This is a genomic window from Acidobacteriota bacterium (genome assembly GCA_012517875.1).
Lineage (GTDB): Bacteria > Acidobacteriota > JAAYUB01 > JAAYUB01 > JAAYUB01 > JAAYUB01.
This window is the reverse complement of record JAAYUB010000074.1, coordinates 32743-53580: the sequence shown is the minus strand read 5'-3', so window position 1 is coordinate 53580 and position 20838 is coordinate 32743. Positions and strand designations below refer to the sequence as shown.

Sequence of the window (20838 nt, the reverse complement as noted above, 5' to 3'; positions counted from 1 at the left end):
CGTACTTGTTCGGTCCGCCACCCGGGCGATGACGGCGCCGAGCCTCCCAGGCCCCATAGAACCCGAACACACGTCGACCCGGACCGGCTGCCCGCCGGGCGGGTCTGCCTCAGCCTGTCCCGCCGCCGGGATGTCATCTTTCTTAATCGGTTCTTAACCGTTTCCTCATCATCACTAGTGTCCTAAAAGATCTCGAATAGATTCTTCTGGTTAGCGGCACCCCTTGGTGGCATCAGGTCGGCCGATTCGGTCAACACCTGATACAGCGGGCGTTTTTCGGTCAGGGTGACTTCCAGAATGTGCAGGATAGTGTAGTGGCTGCGGTTCACCTGCAGCACATGCCGGGCGATGGCTACTAGCACATACGCGCAGATGGCGATCCACAACTGGGTCTGGACGGCATTGGCAGACGTGCCATAGAACGCCTTGATCCGCAGATGGGACTTGATCCATTTGAAGAAGAGTTCGACCCGCCAGCGGCCGCGGTAGAGTTCGGTGATGGTCAGCGCCGGCAACGTCGTGTGGTTGGTCAGGAAGACCAGCCCGTTGCCGGTGACGGGATCGCGGAAGGAGATGCGGCGGAGCGGTTCGAGATAGGTGTGGCGGGGATAATAGCTGACTAGCGAGACCGTCTGGTCGGCGCGCAGGCCGGTGGCTTTGTTCACCTTCACGGAGTCGTGGCGGTAGTAGCGCAGATCGCGCCGGGCCCGGATGATGAAGAAGGCCGCCGCGCGATGTATCCGGTACAGGCGGGCGAAGTCGAGGTAGCCACGGTCGAGGACGTAGATGGCCCCCGGCTGCCAGGGCAAGCGGTCGAGGAGCTGCACGTCGTGGATCCGGCGTGGGGTGATACAGGCAAAGGTCGGCAGGTCGGTCCGCAGGTCCAGGAGGGTATGCAGCTTGACGCCAGCCGCCTGGCGGCCGAAGCGGGCCCAGGGAAAGAGCGCCCGGCACAGCTCGATGGTGGTGGAGTCGAACGCGTAGACCGCTTGCTGGAGACCGGGCAAGTACTCGCGTTCGCCATAGAGCCGGACGGCCTGTTGGATCAAGACCTGGGCGAAGTCGGCGTAGATGCGCCAATCCCGCTGCTCGTTGGCGTGGGCCAGGTTGCTGCGGGACATGGGGGAGCGGATCCCGCAGTGGTAGAGATGGGTCCGGACACTGTGCAGGCAGACTTCCAGCGAGCGGAGGCTTTCCCGCCCGGTCAGTTGGGCGTAGAGCATGCACAGGAACTGATCCCAGCAAGTGAAGTGCTTGACCCCACGATTGCCGTGGTAGCGGTGGACGCATTTACGAAACTCGTAGGTCGGTATCAAATCGAGCAGCTGCGCGAAGACAGTCTGGCCGGTGTTCATGCGGGTGCTCCTGGGATGTCGAGATCCCACGAGTATGGGCGGAGAGCCGGCTGGAATTCAAATCGATAAATCGGCAGACAGGATCTTTCTTCATGATATTGCTTGTGTTACGGTGTTCCTTAACAGATTATTTAGGACACTAGTGTGGCCAGGGTTGTCATCATGATGGGGCGCAGGCGGGTTCGGCCCGCAACGATTAGCGCCTCGCGGCGGCTCACCCCTTCCGCCCGCAGAGCCTTGGCAAAGTCCACCAGCAGGATGGCGTTCTTGGTGACGAGACCCATGAGCATGATGAGCCCGATGAGCGACATGATGTTCACCGTGTCGCCGGTGATGAACAGCATACCCGCCATGCCGACGACAGACAAGGGGAGCGACAGCATGATAGCGAGCGGGTCGATGAACGACTCGAACTGCGCGGCCAGGATCAAGTACACCAGGATTACCGCCAGCAGGAGCGCCTCGGCCATGTAGCCGAACGACTCCACCATGATCTCGTTCTCGCCGCCGAACACCACCTGGTAGCCGGGCGGCAGGTCCAGCTTGGCGGCCTCGGCATCGATGCGCTGCACCGCCGTTCCCAGCGGGAGGTTGTCCATGTTCGCCGAGAAGACCACCTCGCGGCTCAGATCCTGACGATTGATTTCAGAGGGAGTCGTACTCACCTCGTAGCGGACGAGGCTCAGCAGCGGCACCAGAACCGGCAGTCCCCCGGGCGTGCGGACCGTCACCTTGAGCTGCTGGACTTGGCCGGGGTCGCGGCGCAACTCCTGCGGCAGGCGCACGCGGACGTCCACCGCGTCGCCGTCCTCGTCCTCGTAGGTGGACACCACCTGCCCGCCCACCAGCGCCCCGACGGTGCGCACCACATCCATGGTCATGACCCCGGTGGCCAGCGCCTGCTCGCGATCCACGATGATCTTGTACTCGGGGATCTCCTGCTCCAGGCTGACTTCCTGATCGACGACCCCGGCGATGGAGTAGGTGGCCTCCTTCAAACGGAGCGCGTGCTGCTTCAGCAGATCCAGGTCCTCACCCCGGATGCTCACCAGCAGCGGTTTGCGGGAGTCCATGTTGCCGGGCTCCGCAAACGACGGCACGATGCCCGCCACGTGCAGCAGCCGCCCCCGAACCGCCCGCTGCAGCTGGAACTGGTTCCGGCTTCGGGCGTCCCGCTCCACCAGCTTCACGTAGACGCTGGCGTCACGGACGGTGCCCCAGTCCCCCGCCCCGATGGTCGCATAGGTATGCCTGACCTCCGGGAATTCCTCCAGAACCCTCAGCACCGACTCCACCCGGTTGCGGGTTTCGGCGATAGACGCGTTGGGCGCCGTCTTGAAGTTGATCTGGAACTCCGCCTGGTCATACGGCGGGAGGAACGCCGTCTCCAGGAGACCGAACACGGCCACGCCGCCCACGAAGGCTACGGCAGCCAGCAGCACGATGGTCTTGCGGTGATCCAGTGCCCAGCCGACCAGCACCCGGTAGCCGTCGGCGGACCGGTCGAACCAGCCGTTGAAGCGGTCCAGGATCCGGGCGATCAGATGCCGCTTCCCCTTACGCTCCACGTCCGGGTCGTACCAGCGCGATGACAGCATCGGGTCCAGGGTGAACGACACGAAGAGGCTCACGAGCACGGCGAAAGTCACGGTGATCCCGAAATGGAAGAAAAACCGCCCGATGATCCCCTTCATGAACGCCACCGGGACGAACACCGCCACGATGGAGAACGTGGTGGCCATCACCGCCAGGCCGATCTCGCTCGTGCCGTTGCGGGCGGCGGTGAAGTGGTCCTCGCCCCGCTCCAGGTGGCGGACGATGTTCTCCCGGACGACGATGGCGTCGTCGATGAGCAGGCCGATGGCCAGCGACAGCGCCATCAGCGTCATCATGTTCAGAGTCATCCCCATGAAGTTCATGACGATGAATGACGAGACCACCGAAATGGGCAGGGTCAGGCCGGTGATCACCGTGGAGCGCCAGGAGTTCAGGAACAGGAACACAATGAACACCGTCAGCAGGCCGCCAAGAATCATCGTCTCCTGGACGTCCCGGACCGAATCGCGGATGAAGATGGAACCGTCGCGGATCAGCTCGAGGGTGGTGCCGGCCGGCATTTCGTTCTGCAGCTGGACCACCTCGGCTTTGACCGTGTCCACGACCTCCACGGTGTTGGCACCCGACTGCTTCAGGATGTCCAGGGCCACCGCCGGCACACCGTTGATGAGCGCCAGCGATCGCTGCTCCTGGATACCGTCCTCCACGCGGGCCACCTCGGCCAGGGTGATAGGCCGGCCGTTGCGCTGGGCGATGACCATCTGCTGGAACGCCGCGACATCCCTCGGCTTGCCGGCCACGCGCAGGGGAAATTCTGTTCCGTTGCGGTTGATCCGCCCCAGTGGGGTATTGACGTTTTCCGACTGGAGGCCGAGCACCACCTCGTCCACACCCATCCCCAACGCCTCCAGGCGGACGGGATCGAGCTGGATGGCCACTTCGCGCTCCGACTCGCCCACCATGTCCACCTTGCCCACTCCGGAAATGTTCTCCAGGCGCCGCTTGACCTTCTTGTCCACCATCGTGGTCAGCGCCTGGGGCGACAGTTTCTCCGAACGGATGGCCACCGACACGATGGGCACCGCCGCGAAGTCCAGCTTGTTGATGATGGGCTCCTCAATCCCCTGGGGCAGCTCGCCGCGGATGGCGCCGATCTTGGACCGCGCCTCCTGCGAGGCGTCGTTGATCTTGACGCCGAGTTCGAACTCCACCACCACGGTGGAGACTCCCTCGCGGGACGTCGAGGTGACGTGTTTGACGCCGGAGATGGGGTTGACCGCCTCCTCGATACGCTTGGTGACCTCCCGCTCCACCGTTTCCGGGGACGCGCCGGGGAACACCGTCACGATGGACAGGACCGGGATCTCCACGTCGGGGAACATGTCGATGGCCAACCGGCGGTATGAGAAGACACCCAGGGTGACCAGGGCCAGCATCATGACCGCGGCGAACACGGGCCGCTTGATGGACAGGTTGGATAGCAGCATCGAGCCTCTCCTTCTCAGCGGCCGACCTGGATGCGGTCGCCGTCCTTCAGGTTGAAGGCGCCCCGCACCACCACCCGGCTGCCGACCGCGAGCCCCGAGAGGATCTCGACGTTGTCGCCGGCGACGGCACCGGTCTGCACGGGGCGACAGCGGACGGTGTCGTTTTCCACGACGAACACGTCCGCTCGGCCGGCAGCGACGTCCCAGCCCTGCAGCGCCTCACGCGGCAATTGGCGGACATCCTCCCGGCGCCCGGTGACGATTCGTCCTTTGGCGAACAGCCCGCCCTTGAGCACCTCCGGCTCGTTGCGCACTTCGGCGATCACGCGGACGGAACGATCCGCCACCGAGACCGCCGGGTTGATGTGCTTGACTTCGCCGGTGAACGTCCGGTCGGGCACCGCGTCTGTGGTGAATGTCAGCGGCTGACCCAGTCGCAACTCGTTGAGTCGCGCCTCGGGCACCGTCACCGTGAGTTCCAGGATGCGGTTGTCCACGATCTGGAACATGACCTTCGGCGAGCCCATTTCGCCTGCCAGGTCGCCCACGTTGACGCCGCGCAGCGCCACCGTGCCGGTCATCGGCGCGCGGATGACCGCTTTGTCCAAGCGGGTCTGGGTGTGCCGAACGTCGTCCTCGGCGAGTCGCTGCTGCGCCCTGGCCGCCGCCACCTGGGCCTCGGCGGCGTCGCGGGCGCTGCGGGCGTCATCCACGGTCTGCTGCGTGACCAGGCCGTACTGCTTGATGTTGGTGAGCCGGGCCAGTTCGCGCTCGGCGCGGCTCAGCGCCACCTCCGCCTGGAGGACGTTGGCCTGCGAGGCTTCCACCGCAGCCTGAGCCTTCCGGAGCATGACCTCCCCCTCACGTGTGTCCAGCCGCGCCAGCGGCTGCCCCTGCCGCACGCGCACCCATTCGGTCACGTACACGTCGGTGACGATGCCCGTGTATTCCGACTTGACCTCGGTCTGGAACTTGGGCGCCAGCGTGCCCACGACATCGATGCCCTCTTCCAGCGATTCGGTCGCGAGGGTGACGACGTCGACGGCCACCGGCGGCCGCCCCGCGGTCGGTGGCCGGTCCGCTTCGAGGTTGGAACAGCCGGCCGCAACGAGCAGCAGGGCGGCGGCGCAGACACATAGTGTGATTCGGCAGATCATGAGTCTTCTCCTCGAGCCGTGGATTCCGATGTGGTGATGCCCGTACCAATGAGCTTCAACAGGCGTTGCAAACCGTCCCGACCCGGCGCGATATCGGCGTGGCAGAGCTGCAGGTCCATGCAGGTGCTGGTCACGCCCAGAATCACCCAGGCGATGTCGGTGGGGTCTCCCGGTCGGACGGATCCTTCACGAATCCCTTCCTCGACCAGGGCCACCGTCGCCCGCAGGACCTGCTGGTGGACGGCTTCAAAATCGAAATAGGGGGCGCCCTGCGGCGGGCCGTAGTACATGGCATGCATGAGCCGAACCAGCGCCAGGTGGGTGATCACCATTTCCATCAAACGGTCGCAGAGGGCCCGGATGCGCGTCACGGCGTCGCCGGGCGTGGCGACGGCCTGTCGGATTTCCAGTTCCAGGTCGCGCGAGGCTTCTTCGAGCATTTTCAGGTACAATCCTTCCTTGTTGCCGAAGTGGTAGTAAAGGGCGGGCTTGGTGACGCCGGCCGCCTCGACGATTTCGTTCACCGACGTCGCGGAATAGCCCTTTTGCGAAAAGAGCTCCGCGGCAGCCTGGAAGAGACGCATGCGGGTGGACCCTTCGGTGCCGTAATCGTTACCCGCACTTCGTTTGTTCTGTTTTGGTGCTGGCATTCTTTCCTCCAGTCCACATATACCGAACGGTAAGTATATAGGTTCTTGTTCTCTTGTCAACAAAAAATATACTGATTGGTATAATTCTGTTCAGATTCATCCAACTAGTTGTTATTAATATATTTAATGATATTCAAACTTGTGGCTCAAATGGCTAACTGAACATCTTTGCCTCGACGCCAACAACGAAAATTTCTCCACCACACAACCTTCTGGAATGGAACCCGGAACAATTATTTGGGATAATGTTCGTGATATCTTCAGGAGAAACCACGATGCGCCGACCGGTTTTGATTGTGCTGACTCTGGGGCTGCTGATCATGACGGCCCTGCCGCAGCCGCCCCGGGTGATCGACCATTACCGGGTGCTGTTGAACCAACTGGAACAGGAAGGTCTGCCGCGGCTGTCCTCGAAAGGCATGGTGAGCACCGCCGAGCCGCATGCCACCGTGGCTGGCGTGGCGGCGCTCCGCGCCGGCGGCACGGCTGTCGACGCCGCTGTGGCCGCGGCTTTCGCGCTGGCCGTGACCTATCCCAATGCCGGCAACCTGGGCGGGGGCGGCTTCCTGCTCCACGTGCCGGCGTCAGGCGGCACGCCGGCGGTCTTCGACTTCCGCGAAACCGCGCCCGCCGCCGCATCGCGGACCATGTATCTCGACCCGGCGGGGCGCTACATCCCCGATTCCTCCACCGAAGGCTTTCGCGCCGCCGGCGTGCCGGGCACGGTCCGCGGGCTGCATGCCGCCTGGCAACGAGCCGGTCGGCTCCCGTGGGCCGCGCTCCTGGAGCCGGCGATCGCACTGGCCGCGGAAGGCTTCCCGGTCAGCGCCGATCTGGCCCGCCGCCTGGCGGCCGAGGCGACACGGCTTTCCGCGCACCCGGCCACAACCGCCATTTTCTTCCGCGACGGGCGCCCGCTGGGCGAAGGCGAACATCTCGTCCAGCGCGATCTGGCGGCCACCCTGCGCCGGATTGCTGCCGGCGGTGAGGCGGAATTCTATTCCGGCGAGACGGCCGAACGCCTGGCGGCCGAATCGACTCGTCACGGCGGCCTCATCACCCGGGACGATCTGCGCGCTTACCGCGTGGCCATGCGCCAGCCCCTGGCTTTCCGTTTCCGTGACTTTGAGATTGTCACCATGCCGCTGCCCGGAGGCGGGGTGGTGCTGGCGGAAATTCTGCAGATTCTGGAACCGTACGCCCTGGCCCGCCTGCCTGAACCCGTCTATCTCCAGCTGCTGGCCGAAGCGATGCGCCTGGCTTACGCCGATCGGGCCAACCGGATGGGCGATCCCGACCATGTCTCCGACCCCACGGCCGAGTTGCTGGCCCCGGCGCACATCGATCGGCTGCGGCTGCTGATCAAGCCGGGTGTGGCGCTGGACAGCCGATTCTTCCTCCCCGGAGCCGCGGCGCCGCAGCCGGAATCCACCGAGACCACCCACCTGTCGGTGGTGGACGCAGCGGGGCATGCCGTCTCGCTCACGTACACGCTGAATGAAAATTTCGGCTGCGGCGCGGTGGTCGCCGGACTTGGTTTTCTCCTCAACAACGAAATGGACGATTTCGCCTCAGCTCCGGGCCTGCCCAACACGCTCCGGCTGATCCAGGGCGAAGCCAACGCCATCGCCCCGGGGAAGCGGCCCTTGAGCTCCATGACGCCCGTCGTAGCCCGACGCGGCGGCCGGCCGGTGCTGGTGCTGGGCAGCCCCGGCGGCCCCACCATCGCTACGGCGGTTGCCCAGGTGCTGCTCAACGTGCTGGAGTTCGGCCTCGACCTGGACGCCGCCGTGCAGCGGTCCCGCATCCACCAGCAGTGGCTGCCTGACGTCCTGTACCACGAACCGGCCACTCTCGCCGAGCCCGTCCGGCAGGTCCTCGCGGGCATGGGCTACGATCTCAAGCCGTACACTCGGAGCGGCCGGCTCGGCCTGGTGGAGTGCGTCGCTGTCGAATGGGACGCCGCCGGCCGACCCGTGATGCGCGGCGCCTCCGATCCCCGCGGCACCGGGCTGGCGGCTGGTTTTTGATCCTCTTCGCGGAGGTTGACGATGGCCCGTGTAAGAACCTGTCAGTTCACGGTCTTCGAGACCGCTCTGGGTTTCTGCGCGATTGCCTGGCGGGGCGCCCGGATTTGCCGCTTCCACCTGCCTGCGGCCGATCCGGCGGCGGTCGCCGCCCGGCTTCGTGGGGAGGACCCCGCCGCGGAACCCGCTCCGCCTCCGGCATCGATAGTGCGCGTGATCGAACGGGTGCGCCATCACCTGGCGGGACGCCGCCGCGATTTCCGCTCCGTCCCGCTGGATCTGGACGGTCTGCCGCCTTTCACCCGCCGCGTCTACGAAGCCGCCCGCAAGGTTCCGGCCGGACAGACCGTGACCTACGGCGAGCTCGCCGAACGCTGCGGCTCGCCCGGCGGCGCCCGGGCCGTGGGACAGGCCATGGCCCGCAATCCGGTGGCCCTGATCATCCCATGCCATCGGGTCCTAGCCGCCGGCGGACGCCTCGGCGGATTCTCCGGTCCGGGCGGGCTCGACCTGAAAGCGCGGATGCTGGCTCTGGAAGGGGTCTCGCTGGACAACTGACCCGCATCATGTCCGGAGCAACACCATCTCAAGCCACCCAATGTTCCCGCATCCGCCTTGCGCTGCTGCTTGCATTGGTTCTTGCCGGTCTGAGCGTGTGTCTGGCGGTGGCCACGGCCTCCCATTGGTTCCCGAACGTCCTTGCCGGCGGGATCGTCTACGCGCCCAATCATGACCGGCCACCCGATCCGGCCGATGATCTCCGCCCCGCCGAATGGCGACGCCTGGGCGTTTCGCGGCAGGCGCGGATCCGGGTGGGTGATCCGCCGGCTGCGCTTTCCATCTGGATCATCGAACCGCCGGCTGCTGCGGGCGGCGCACCGCCGACCGTCTTCGTTCTGCACGGAATCCGCGACCGTAAAGACCACCTGCTGGGGCTGGGCCGTGCCCTGGCGGCGGACGGCCACCGGGTCGTCCTGGTGGATCTGCGCGGCCACGGCCGCTCGGAAGGTGATTGGCTCAGCTACGGGGTTCGGGAATCGGCCGATCTCGCCCGGCTTCTCGACGAACTGACCGCCCGCGGATGGGTGTCCGGACCGGCTGGCGTGATGGGTCCCTCGTACGGCGCGGCCGCGGCCATTCAATGGGCGGGCCGCGACCCGCGCCTGGCGGCGGTGGTCGCCGTCGCCCCGTTCACCAGCCTGCGCGACGTGGTCCGGGACTACATCCGCCACTATCTGCCCGGCTTGGGCGGACTCATTCCGAACCGACTGGTGGACGAAGGTCTGGCCCGGGCGGGACGTCTAGCCAATTTCGAACCAGCTGAAGCCGATCCGCTGCGGGCCATCCGCAGCGCCCGGGCGCCCGTCCTGTTCATCCACGGGCGGGACGACCGCAACATCCCCTGCGCGCACAGCATCCGCCTGCACGCGGCCGCCCCGCCCGGCAGCCAGTTGCTGCTGCTGGACGGTGAGGACCACTTCTCCATCACGCGCAGCGGCACCGACGCGACCCGCCAGGTCATCCGCGACTGGTTCCGCCGGTGGCTGAATGCCTCAACCGCCTCGGGATTAACCTGTTCCCAATAGCTGCTCCGTCAGGAATCGGTGTTACAATGGGCCCGCTGAATTCCGGCGATCGGCCAAATGGAGAACCAAGGTACACCAACGGTCTGGTGGTGAACGCCGAAACTCTTAACCGGAGGAATGCCGCATGTTCCACCGAGTCACGATTTCCCTGCTAATCGGCCTGGCCCTGACGAGCGTACTGTCCGCCGCAGGGCGTTTCGAGATCACCCCCATGGCCCTGTATCGAATCGGCGGTGAATTCGAAGCCGAAGACGGCGAGACCACGCGGGACCTTCTGCTCGAGGGCGGGCCGGGCTGCGGTTTCACGTTCGGCGTCGACTACGATGAGCATTATCAGTTGGAATTCTCCTGGCTCCGGCAGCAGGCGGAACTCCGGGAGGGAACCGGATCACTGTCGCCGTCCGTCCGACTCTTCGACCTGAATGTGGACCAGTACCAATTCAACGGCCTCTATCACTGGATCTGCGAAGGAGGTCGGATCCGCCCCTTCCTCATTTTCGGGATCGGCGCCACCTACCTGGATCCGGTGCCCGCCGACGTCGACGGTTCCCTGCACCTGTCGGTGCGCATGGGCGGCGGGATCAAGCTGGGTATCGGCAAGCACGCCGGGGTGCGGGTGCAGGGGTGTTACGTGCCCACTTACGTCAGCGAAGAGACCCGGGTCATCGGCGTCTTGCCGGGCGAAGTGTACATCGTCACAGCGGGACAGTTCTTCCACCAGCTCGAGGCCTCCGGCGGTTTTTACATCCGCTTTTAGACGCGTCGCGCGGTTCATCATCTCCCCTGCTGGCGGTGCGGTTCTGTCGGTTGGGGGGTCTGTGCCAGGCCGGTCGGTCAAGTCGTCTATTTGCAACATTCCGGCAACAGTTTTATGATATTCTCTACACGGCGTATACAGCCGGGGCGCCGCGCGCGGCGCCCTGCAACCAGCAGCGGGCGCCGTATCGTGTCCCACTGAACCGCTCCCAGGAGGCGCGCTCATGAAACCGCCCATGCTCATGACGCCGGGACCCACCGAGGTCAGTGAGGACGTGCTCACCGCGATGTCCCGTGCCATGGTCAACCCGGACCTGGATCCCGCATTTTTCGAGTTCTACCGCGGAGTGACCCGCAAGATCGCGCGGCTGGTGGGCACGGAACATGAGGTGGTGGTGCTGGGCGGAGAGGGCATCCTCGGCCTCGAGGCCGCCTGTGCCTCGCTCATCGAGCCCGGCGATCGGATCCTTTGCTTCGCCAACGGCGTGTTCGGCTACGGCTTCGCCGACTTCGTCAAGCTGTACGGCGGCCAGGTGGTGTTCTGTTACGGCGACGAGCGGCATCCGTTCGATCCGGACGAGGTGCTGGCGCTGCTCCAACGCGACTCCGGCTTTAAGCTCGCCACCCTCGTGCACTGCGAGACGCCCACCGGCCTGCTCAATCCGGTGCCGCTGCTGGCGCCTCTGCTGCGGGAGCGCGGCATCCTGACGGTGGTGGACGCCGTATCCTCCATCGGCGGAATCCCCATCGCCGCCGACAACTGGGGCGTGGACATCCTGCTGGGCGGCTCCCAGAAGTGCCTGTCCGCCTCGCCGGGTCTGTCCTTCCTCAGCGTCAGTCCCGAAGCGTGGGGGGCCATCCACCGCCGGAAACAACCGGTGGCCGGCTACTACTGCAACCTCGACCACTGGGCCGACTGGTACGAGCGGAAATGGTTCCCTTACACGCTGCCGGTGAGCGATCTGTTCGGCCTGGACGCCGCGCTGGACCGGGTGCTGGCGGACGCGGACGTCTACGAGCGCCACCACCGCGTGGGCCAGGCGGTGCGCCAGGCCATCACCGCCGGCGGACTGGAGCTCTTTCCCAAAGCCGGCTGGTCCGACACGGTTACGGCCTTCCTGCCGCCGTCCGGATTGAAGGAGTCGGAGATCCGGCGGGAGATTCTGGAACGGCACCGCATTCTGTTGGCCGGCTCGCTGGGCACGCTCACCGATCCCGTGATCCGCATCGGCCACATGGGCGAAAATTGCTGGGTGGACAAGGTGGGTTTGGCCCTGGGCGCCCTCGACGACGTGCTGCGCGGACTCGGCTTCCAGCCGAAAGCCCCGCTGGCGGACACGTTCACAGCAGCCCTGGATTGAATCCCCTTGCACCGTGCCGGACCCAGACCATCACTGCGGTCCCGGCTGAGACAACTCCAGCCACGCCATCGACCATCCGCCCGGTTTATGCCGTCGGGGCCGGGAGGAATCCTACGGATTGTTTCCGTCATCCATTCGCCCGTATAATTCGGCTGTTGTCCCGTCTGCAACAACCGACGGCGTATATGCACTCACTTGACGATGGATACACCACACCCAATGCAGGAGGCGGCATGTTAGAAATGCGAATTGACTTTCCGGGCGGCACCTTGGTCAACGCCCATTTCGGCCATCACACCGTCGTTACGGACCAGCCGCCAGAAGGCGGCGGCACCGACAGCGCCCCGGCTCCTTTTCTCTTGTTCCTGGCTTCAATCGGCACGTGCGCCGGTATTTATGTTTTGTATTTCTGCCAGCAGCGGAAGTTGAGCCTGGACGGCGTCCGGATCGTCCAGCGCATTCATTTCACGACCGGCACGAAGAACGTGGAGACCATCGAGCTGGAAATCCAGGTCCCGGCAGACTTCCCCGAAAAATACCTCCCTGCGCTGATCCGCGCCGCCGACCAGTGCAAGGTCAAGCAGCATCTGGAAAACCCACCGGAAATCACCACGGTCGCCCGCGTCGTCGCATCGGGGACTTTTTGACAGTCCCGCGTGCCGGCGTTACAATGCGGCCAACCTGCCGCGGAGGCTCTGCCATGCGCTGTTGGATCGCCGGGTTCTGGATCACCCTGCTTGCCACGGTGGCCCTGCCGGTTTCGCCTGCCGTGGCGGATCCCGTCACGTTTTATTTCATCGGCATGGCCGGTCTCGCCCAGGAAGAGCCCGATCTGCGTCTCATCCGCCTCTACGCCGACTTCGACTGCGACGGCCGCACCGACATCGCCGTCACCGGCAGCCAGACGTGGGGCGGCGCCGGCGGCATGTGGGACATCTACCTGAGCCAACCGAACGGCCGCTACGTCCGGGTGGCGCAACTGCTGTTCCATCCCAAAGCCATCGCCATCGACAAGATCCGGCCGGGCGTGGGCCGGGTGTCCGTGTTTCAGCGCACCGGGAAGGGCCTGGGCCGGCTGATCCACTACCGCCTGTCCAGCCAGGGTCTCGTCAAGGTGTCGGAGCGGAACCTGAACCTGAACGACCAGGGAATCGGCCCCGACCAGGGCGCCTTCCAGGAGCTGTTTCCCCAACCCATTGCGTCCGAATACTGCCTCTGGACCGAGTACGAGCGCGACCGTAACTGCGTGTGGCGGCCCGGCTACTGATCGGCTATCGGCTCCCGCACTCCGTCACCCCGCACCCACCGTCGACCTGCCGCCGTGGCGGCCACATTGACACTCCCCACTGTTCAGAGTATTCTCAAAATAAAAAGGACAATCTGGCATGCGAAGCAACACCAAGGAGTTTTCCATGTGGGCGTTTTTTCTGATGATCGGTTGCGTCCTGCTGTTCGGGATCGCCTGTGACGCCGCGGACGGCAGGAGCCGCAAGTCACTCTGGGACCGGGTCGCCCAGGCGGAGGCGGACGGCCTGCCCGAGACCTCCGCGGCGCTGCTGGGCCAGATCTACGACGGCGCCTGCCGCGACGGCGCCGACGTCGAGGCGCTTCGGGCGCTGGTCAAGAAGATCCTCATGGAATCCGTGACCGGCGGCAACCACCCAGAGGAAAAGGTGCGCCGGCTCCGAGCGGCGCTGCCCCAGGCGCCCGCGCGCATCCAGCCGCTGCTGCGGGTCATCCTGGCCCAGTGGTACAACCATTACTATCAGCGGAACCGGTACCGCTTCCTCGATCGCGACGCCACCGCCAAGCTGGACGAACAGGACTTCACGACTTGGGACCTGCCCCGGTTGTTCCGGGAGATGGACGCCCTCTACCAGTCGGTGCTCGCTGACGAGGCGCTGTTGCGTCAGATCCCCACTGCGGACTTCCGCGAGTTTCTAGAACCGGGGAACATGCCCGACGCGCTGCGGCCCACCCTGTTCGACTTCATCGCCGACCAAGCCATCGTCTTCTACACATCGAATGACACCTTCCGACCCAAGCCGCAGGATGCCTTCGAAATTACTGCCGACTCCGATGTGCTGGCTCCTGCCGCCGCTTTCGTGCAGTGGCAGCCGGTCACCACCGACACAGAGTCGCCGCTGCTCAGAGCGCTGCAGTTGTTCCAGCGCATTCTGCGCGCCCACGCTCAGGACGCCGACCCGGCGGCGCGGCGCGACGCCGATCTGCGCCGGCTCCACTGGGCACGCAACGTCGCCGCCGGTGAGGCGGCCGCCGAGCGCTTCATCGAGCGGTTGCAGGAACTGGCGGAATCGGCCGGTGATAATGTGTCCGCCCTGGCCTGTTACTATTGGGCTCAAGAGCTGCAGTCGCAGGAAGCGTTCACCGCGGCCCTGGCCGTCGCCGAGGCGGGCGCCGAAACCGCACCCAAGTCGGTAGGCGGCGCCAATTGCCGCAACCTGATCACCGCCATCCGGCAGCCGGTCTTCCAGTTGCAGGCCGAGACAGTGACCCTGCCGGAGCGTCCCTGGCATGTCCGGGTCACCTACCGCAACGTCACCGGCTTGACTTTCCGTATCTACCCCGTATCCCTCCCCCCGTCAATGGAGCTTTTCCGGGAGCAGCATCTCAACACCGATGAGCTGGACAAGCTGCTGCGCAGCCAGCCGCTCTGGGAGATCCACAAGACCCTCCCGCCCACCACCGATTACAAAGAAACGACTCAGGATGTCGAGCTGCCGGGGCTGGCGCCCGGCTTCTACCGCGTCCTGGCCAGCTACGACAAGTCGTTCCGGCTCAAGGAAAACGCCATCGCAAACGCCACTTTCTGGAGCAGCCCGTTCGGGGTGGTCCTGCGCGCCCGCGGAGACCGTATTGAGGGCCATGCGCTGGGCAACGCCACCGGTCGACCCATAGCCGGGGTGGCGGTCACGGCGTACGCCTACGACTACGCCAAGCGTGCCTACAAGCAGTCGGGCGCCGCCGTCACCGATGCCAACGGCTACTTCTTCATCCAGCCCGGCGAGAACCGCCGGGACCAGATGTTCTTCTTCCGGGCGCCCGATGGCACGCGCTACCTCCACGACGACAGCGTCGGCTACGCCCGCATCACGCGGACCGAAGCCGCGACGCGAACCGTCCTCTTCACCGACCGCTCGCTGTACCGGCCGGGACAGATGATCCACTTCAAGGGCCTCTGCCTCGAAACCGATCCCGCCGGGAACAGCTACCGGGTCCTGCCCCGGCGGACCGTGACCCTGGCCTTCCGCGATGTCAATGACCAGGAGATCGCCAAAGCCGACTTCGTGACCAACGACTTCGGCTCCTTCAGCGGCACCTGGACGGCCCCAACGGGCCGGCTGCTAGGCGCCATGCGGCTCGTCACCGCCGACCCGCCGGGCAGCGCCATCCTCCGGGTCGAGGAATACAAGCGGCCCAAGTTCTTCGTGGAGCTCCGGCCGCCCGAAGGCGAATGCCGGCTGGGCGACGCGGTCACGGTCACCGGCGAGGCCCAGGCTTATGCCGGCGCGCCCATTGACAGCGCGTCCGTCCGCTACCGAGTGGTCCGGCTGGCCCAGCTGCCGCCTTGGTTTTACTACTACCGCGACCCGCGCTGGCGCATCGGCGAGCCACAGGAAATCGCCAGCGGCACGCTGACGACCGACGCCGCCGGCGTGTTCCGCGTGACGTTCGCCGCGCGGCCCGACAAGAAGATCCCTGCCGGTGACCATCCCACCTTCGTGTACCGGATCCAAGTGGACGTGACCGACACAGCCGGCGAAACGCGGAGCAGCGAACGGGTGGTCCGGCTGGGCTACACCGCCCTGCAAGCCGACATCACCGCCGCCGAGTGGCAGGAGTCGACCGGGCCGATCCGTTTGAAACTCCGCACCACCACCCTCGACGGCGAGCCCGTCCCCGCCACGGGCACCTTGACGGTTTTCAAACTGCAGATGCCCGACGCCCCTGTGCCCGCCGAGCTGTTCGGCGCCCGCCGTGGCGCCGGCGAGGCCGCGTCGGCCCGCACCGCCGAGTGGCAGCGCTGGCCCGCGGGCGACCAGGCGTTGACTCGCGAATTTTCCACCGGCGCGGATGGGACGCTGGTCGTGGATCTCACCCTGTCCCCCGGTGTCTACCGCGCCCAGCTCCACACCCAGGACCGGTACGGTTCGCCGGTGCGCGCCATGCAGCCGCTGCTGGTGCTGGATCCCGCGGCCCGCACGTTTCCGGTCAAGACGCCGGCGTTCTTCGGCAGCCGTCCGGAGGCGCTGGAACCCGGCGATTCGTTCGAGGCGTTCTGGGCCACGGGCTACGCCGAAGGCCCCGCGCTTGTGGAGATCTTCTCCGACGGCGAGTGGCTGCAGCAGTATTGGATCCATCCGCAGGAGACGCAGCATCGGATCAGCTACCCGGTGACCGAGCGCCACCGCGGCGGCTTCACGGTGGTCACCACCTTCGTCAAGGAAAACCGCCTCTACACCACCACCACGCGCGTCGCGGTGCCATGGACCAACAAGGCGCTCCGCCTGGAGTGGGGCACCTTCCGCTCCAAGCTCCGTCCCGGCCAGGCCGAGACCTGGTCGCTGAAGGTCACCGGACCGGGCGCCGAAGCAGCCGCGGCCGAACTTGTGGCGACGCTCTACGACGCCTCGCTCGATCAGTTCTACCCTCACGGGTTTCCCGGCCTGTCCGGCGTTTTTCGCCAGGACCGGACGTACATCCACCCGTTCTTTTCCACAAAGGGCCAGGGCCTCCGCATGTGGGAGGACGAGTTTCGGCGCTACGCGCCCTATGAGGAGCCGCTTTACCTCCATTTCCCGTCGGACGTGACCGACAACTACTTCATGTACGAGATGCGGCGGACCATGGCCGAGGCGCCCGCCATGATGGCCGGTGCGCCCATGCCGCCGCCCGCACCGGCACCCGCGGCGAAGATGGCGGCCCCGGGAGAAGCGGAAGCCGCCGATGCGTCTGCCGCGCCGGCAGAAGTGCCCGCCCAGCCGGTGTCTCCGCCGACGGGTCCGGTCCAGCTCCGCACCAACCTGAACGAGACCGCTTTCTTCTTCCCGCAACTGGAGGCGGGCGCCGACGGCTCGTTCACCCTGAACTTCACCATGCCCGAGGCACTGACCCGCTGGCGCTTTTTAAGCCTGGCCCACACGCGCGAGCTGGCGAGCGGCGCCCTCAACGACGAGGTGGTCACCCAGAAGGAGCTGATGGTCCAGCCCAATCCGCCCCGGTTCCTCCGCGAGGGCGACGAGCTGGAGTTCAGCGTTAAGGTCATCAACCTGACCGACAACGTGCTCGAAGGCGCTGTCACCTTGAACTTTCTGGACGCCCTCGGCGAGCAGTCCCTCGACGGCGCACTGGCCAACGCGACGCCGAACCAGTCTGGCGCCATTCCGGCGAAGCAGTCCCGCTCGTTTGCCTGGCGGATCAAGGTCCCGGACCGTCTCGACCTCGTCACCTATCGCGCCGTGGCCCGCGCCGGCGAGTTCTCCGACGGCGAAGTGGGGCTGCTCCCCGTCATCAGCCGGCGGATCCTGGTCCAGGAATCGCTGCCGCTCTGGATCAGCGGTCAGGGTGAGAAGGCGTTCCGTTTCGACAAGCTCATGGCCTCCGGCGCCTCCGACTCGCTGGCCCACCTGAAGCTGGTGCTCCAGATGGTGTCCAATCCGGCCTGGTACGCGGTGCAGGCCTTGCCGTTCCTCATGGAGTTCCCGTATGAGTGCTCCGAACAGGTGTTCAACCGCCTCTACGCCAACGCCCTGGGCCACCACATCGCCCACGCCAATCCGCGCATCCGCAAGGTGCTGGACGCCTGGCGGACCGCCCAACCCGCGGCGCTGGCTTCCAACCTCGAAAGGAACGCCGACCTGCGCGGTGTGTTGCTGGAAGAGTCGCCGTGGGTGCTGGACGCGCAGGACGAAACCCAGGCCAGGCGCAACACGGCCTTGTTCTTCGACGAAAACCGGATCCAATCCGAGCTCGCGTCCGCCCTGCGCAAGCTCGAGCAGATGCAACTGCCCGACGGCTCATGGCCCTGGTTCCCCGGCGGTCGCGGCAACAGTTACATCACCCTGTACCTGGTCACCGGCTTCGGGCGCCTCAAGCACCTCGGGGTGCAGGCGGTGCCTCAGGAAATGGCCCTCAAGGCCGTCGACCATCTCGACGGCTGGATTGTTGACGTGCACAAGGAGATCATCAAGAACCAACGGCTCCGCCAGAACAACCTCACGCCCACCGCAGCCATGTACCTGTACGCCCGGAGCTTCTACCTCGAGGAAAAGCCGCTCCAGGGGGAAGCCGCCAAGGCCGCGCTTTACTTCCTCAAACAGGGCGAGACCCACTGGCTCAAACTCGACTCCCGCCGCGCCCAGGCGCAACTGGCGCTGGCCGAACACCGTTTCGGCGGCACCGTCCCGGCGATGCAGATTCTGCGTTCGCTCAAGGAGCGCAGCCAGGTTCATCCGGAGCTCGGTCGCTACTGGGCGGAGGGCCAGCTCTCCTGGTGGTGGTACCACGCCCCCATCGAAGCGCAGGCGCTCATGATCGAGGCCTTTGACGAGGTGGCCCGCGACGCCCAGACGGTCGAGGAATGCAAGATCTGGCTCCTCAAGCAGAAGCAGACCCAGAACTGGAAGACCACCACCGCTACGGCCGACGCGATTTACGCCCTGCTGCACCGGGGCGAGGATTGGCTCGCCGCCGACGCCCTCGTCGGGGTGACCCTCGGCGGGCAGCGGGTGGAGCCGGACACGGTCGAAGCCGGCACCGGCTGCTACGAAAAGCGGTGGAGCGGCCCCGAGATCCGGCCGGAAATGGGCGAGGTGAAGCTGGAGAAAACCGACCCGGGGATCGCCTGGGGCGGCCTGCACTGGCAGTACCTCGAGGACATCGGCCGCATCACGCCGTACGCCGGCACCCCGCTGCAGCTCCAGAAAGCGCTCTTTGTCCGGCGCGACACGAAGCAGGGCCCGGTGATCGAGCCGGTGGCCGGGCCGCTGGCCGTGGGCGACCTGGTGGTGGTCCGGGTCACGTTGCGGGTGGACCGCGACATGGAGTACGTCCACATGAAGGACCACCGCGGCAGCGGCTTTGAGCCGGCGGACGTCCTCTCGGGCTACCGCTTCCAGGACGGCCTCTTCTACTACCAGTCCACCCGCGACACGGCCACCCACTTCTTCATCGACTATCTCCCCGTGGGGACCTACGTCTTCGAGTACAACCTGCGGGTGACGCACAAGGGCCGCTACCCCACGGGCCTGGCCCACATCGCGTGCATGTACGCGCCCGAATTCAACAGCCACTCGGCCAGCGTCGAAGTCGAGGTCCGATAAACCGTTGATGGTTGATAGTTGATGGTTGGTATGGATCGCCCCGGTCCCGCGACCGGGGCTTTTTGCCGTTGAACCTTGGTGCGCCGATTTGGTGGAGGCGACTTTTTCCGCTGATTCACGTATACCCCTTCACACCAGGCGGAAGGGAAGACACGCATGTCGCCACCACGCCAGGGCCATCTGAAACTTGCCGCCGCGCTCATCGGCTGGGTCGTGTTACTGACGGAGGCGGCGGCGCAGGTGCCGTCCCAGTGGTCGTCCGTCGCGCCCGAGGCCGTCGGACTCGACCACATCGTGCTCGACGCCTACCATGATGCCATCGCCCGGGGCGACTTCGGCCCGGTGCACAGTTTTCTGGTCATCCGCCACGGCCGGCTGGCGGCGGAGCACTACTATCACGACTTCGACGCCGACACGCTGCACATCGTCTACTCGGTTACCAAGAGCGTCACCTCGGCGCTGGTGGGGATGGTGCTCGACCGCGGCGAACTGGACGGCCTGCTGCTCCCGCACTTTCCCGAATACGCGCCCGTGGCCAATCCCGATCCGCGCAAGGACGCCATCATCCTCGCCGACGTGCTGGCCATGCGCGCCGGATTCGACTGGAACGAATTCCAGTACCCGTACACCGACGCGCGCAACCCGTACCGCCAGCTCATGGCCAGCCCTGACTGGCTGGAGTTCATGCTGGACCGCCGGATGGCCTACTGGCCCGGCACCGTGTTTCAGTACAACAGCGGGTGCACCATCCTGCTCTCCGGCCTCCTGCTCCACGTTACCGGGCGGCAGGCCCACGATCTCGCAGCGGAGCGCCTGTTCGCGCCGCTGGGCATCTCCCGCTGGGACTGGTCGTTGGGCGCCGGGGGGCTCACTGATACCGGCGGCGGCCTTTGGCTCCGGCCGCGGGACATGGCCGCATTCGGCCAGCTCTACCTGCAGAAAGGCGCGTGGCGCGGCCAACAACTCGTACCCGCATCGTGGATCGCGGAAAGCATGATCCGCCGCTCCACCTTCGCCGACGGCAGCGGCTACGGCTACCAATGGTGGCTGCTGCCGCTGGAGGCCGGCGCCGCGCCCGGCGCCGGTCCCGACATCTGGGTGGCGTGGGGCTGGGGCGGTCAGCACATCTTCGTCGTCCCGGCCCTGGATCTCGTGGTGGTTTCGACCGCCGGGGATTACAACGGCCAGTATGAAGGCCTGGTGAACCACATCCAGGAATTTCTCGCCGAGGTGATCCAGCCGCCCGACGGCGACCTCACCGGCGACGGTGTCACCGATGCTCTGGACCTGGTGGTGCTGGCTCAGGTGCTGGCCGGCAACATCGGGCCGGAAGACCCGCTCTGCGCCTGGCCACCCATGGGCGACCTCAATGGCAACAGCCGGCTGGACGCGGTTGATGCGACCCTACTGCGACAGCAGCTGATCGTTCGGTAACCAGGTGAATGGGTGTACGGGGCGGACCGGAGATTCCGGATCCAATCCCGGTTCATCGGCTGTTCGCCCTCCTTCAACCGGCAGCGTCCGACGATCGAGCCCGGGGATCGGAGACCGGCGACAAA

At 65.8% G+C, this 20838-nt stretch carries 13 protein-coding genes; 9 read left to right on the top strand and 4 right to left on the bottom strand.

Annotated features, from left to right (window positions below; translation table 11 throughout):
- Positions 1-182 precede the first annotated feature (182 nt).
- From GX414_07635 to GX414_07620, 4 genes are all read right to left on the bottom strand, one after another.
- Positions 183-1355: an IS4 family transposase gene (locus GX414_07635; protein ID NLI46961.1), complete on the bottom strand. Its 1173-nt coding sequence runs from the start codon at positions 1353-1355 to the stop codon at positions 183-185.
- 131 nt (positions 1356-1486) lie between these two features.
- On the bottom strand, positions 1487-4399 hold the full coding sequence (locus GX414_07630; protein ID NLI46960.1) for an efflux RND transporter permease subunit: 2913 nt from the start codon (positions 4397-4399) through the stop codon (positions 1487-1489).
- A gap of 14 nt (positions 4400-4413) precedes the next feature.
- Positions 4414-5556 (bottom strand): efflux RND transporter periplasmic adaptor subunit, encoded by a 1143-nt coding sequence (locus GX414_07625; protein NLI46959.1) that lies wholly within the window; start codon positions 5554-5556, stop codon positions 4414-4416.
- Entirely contained in the window at positions 5553-6140 is a 588-nt protein-coding gene (locus GX414_07620; protein ID NLI46958.1) for a TetR/AcrR family transcriptional regulator, read from the bottom strand. The genes GX414_07625 and GX414_07620 overlap by 4 nt, the downstream gene beginning before the upstream one ends.
- A 341-nt stretch (positions 6141-6481) precedes the next feature.
- Here GX414_07620 and ggt point away from each other — a divergent pair, with 341 nt between their 5' ends.
- The 9 genes from ggt (at position 6482) to GX414_07575 (ending at position 20713) form a co-directional block, all read left to right on the top strand.
- A complete protein-coding gene (gene ggt / locus GX414_07615) occupies positions 6482-8236 on the top strand; it encodes a gamma-glutamyltransferase (GenBank protein ID NLI46957.1) in 1755 nt (584 codons plus the stop codon).
- Between the two features lie 21 nt (positions 8237-8257).
- The gene (locus GX414_07610; GenBank protein ID NLI46956.1) at positions 8258-8791 is read left to right on the top strand and encodes an MGMT family protein; all 534 of its coding nucleotides are present in this window, start codon (positions 8258-8260) and stop codon (positions 8789-8791) included.
- 8 nt (positions 8792-8799) lie between these two features.
- On the top strand, positions 8800-9819 hold the full coding sequence (locus GX414_07605; GenBank protein ID NLI46955.1) for an alpha/beta hydrolase: 1020 nt from the start codon (positions 8800-8802) through the stop codon (positions 9817-9819).
- Positions 9820-9943: 124 nt separating this feature from the next.
- The gene (locus GX414_07600) at positions 9944-10576 is read left to right on the top strand and encodes a hypothetical protein (protein ID NLI46954.1); all 633 of its coding nucleotides are present in this window, start codon (positions 9944-9946) and stop codon (positions 10574-10576) included.
- Between the two features lie 223 nt (positions 10577-10799).
- Positions 10800-11936 (top strand): alanine--glyoxylate aminotransferase family protein, encoded by a 1137-nt coding sequence (locus GX414_07595; protein NLI46953.1) that lies wholly within the window; start codon positions 10800-10802, stop codon positions 11934-11936.
- 233 nt (positions 11937-12169) lie between these two features.
- Positions 12170-12583 (top strand): osmotically inducible protein OsmC, encoded by a 414-nt coding sequence (locus GX414_07590; protein ID NLI46952.1) that lies wholly within the window; start codon positions 12170-12172, stop codon positions 12581-12583.
- 53 nt (positions 12584-12636) lie between these two features.
- Complete coding sequence (locus tag GX414_07585) at positions 12637-13203, top strand: hypothetical protein (GenBank protein ID NLI46951.1); 567 nt, start codon at positions 12637-12639, stop codon at positions 13201-13203.
- Between the two features lie 118 nt (positions 13204-13321).
- Complete coding sequence (locus tag GX414_07580; GenBank protein ID NLI46950.1) at positions 13322-19279, top strand: hypothetical protein; 5958 nt, start codon at positions 13322-13324, stop codon at positions 19277-19279.
- A 156-nt stretch (positions 19280-19435) separates the two neighbouring features.
- Entirely contained in the window at positions 19436-20713 is a 1278-nt protein-coding gene (locus tag GX414_07575; GenBank protein ID NLI46949.1) for a serine hydrolase, read from the top strand.
- Positions 20714-20838 lie beyond the last annotated feature (125 nt).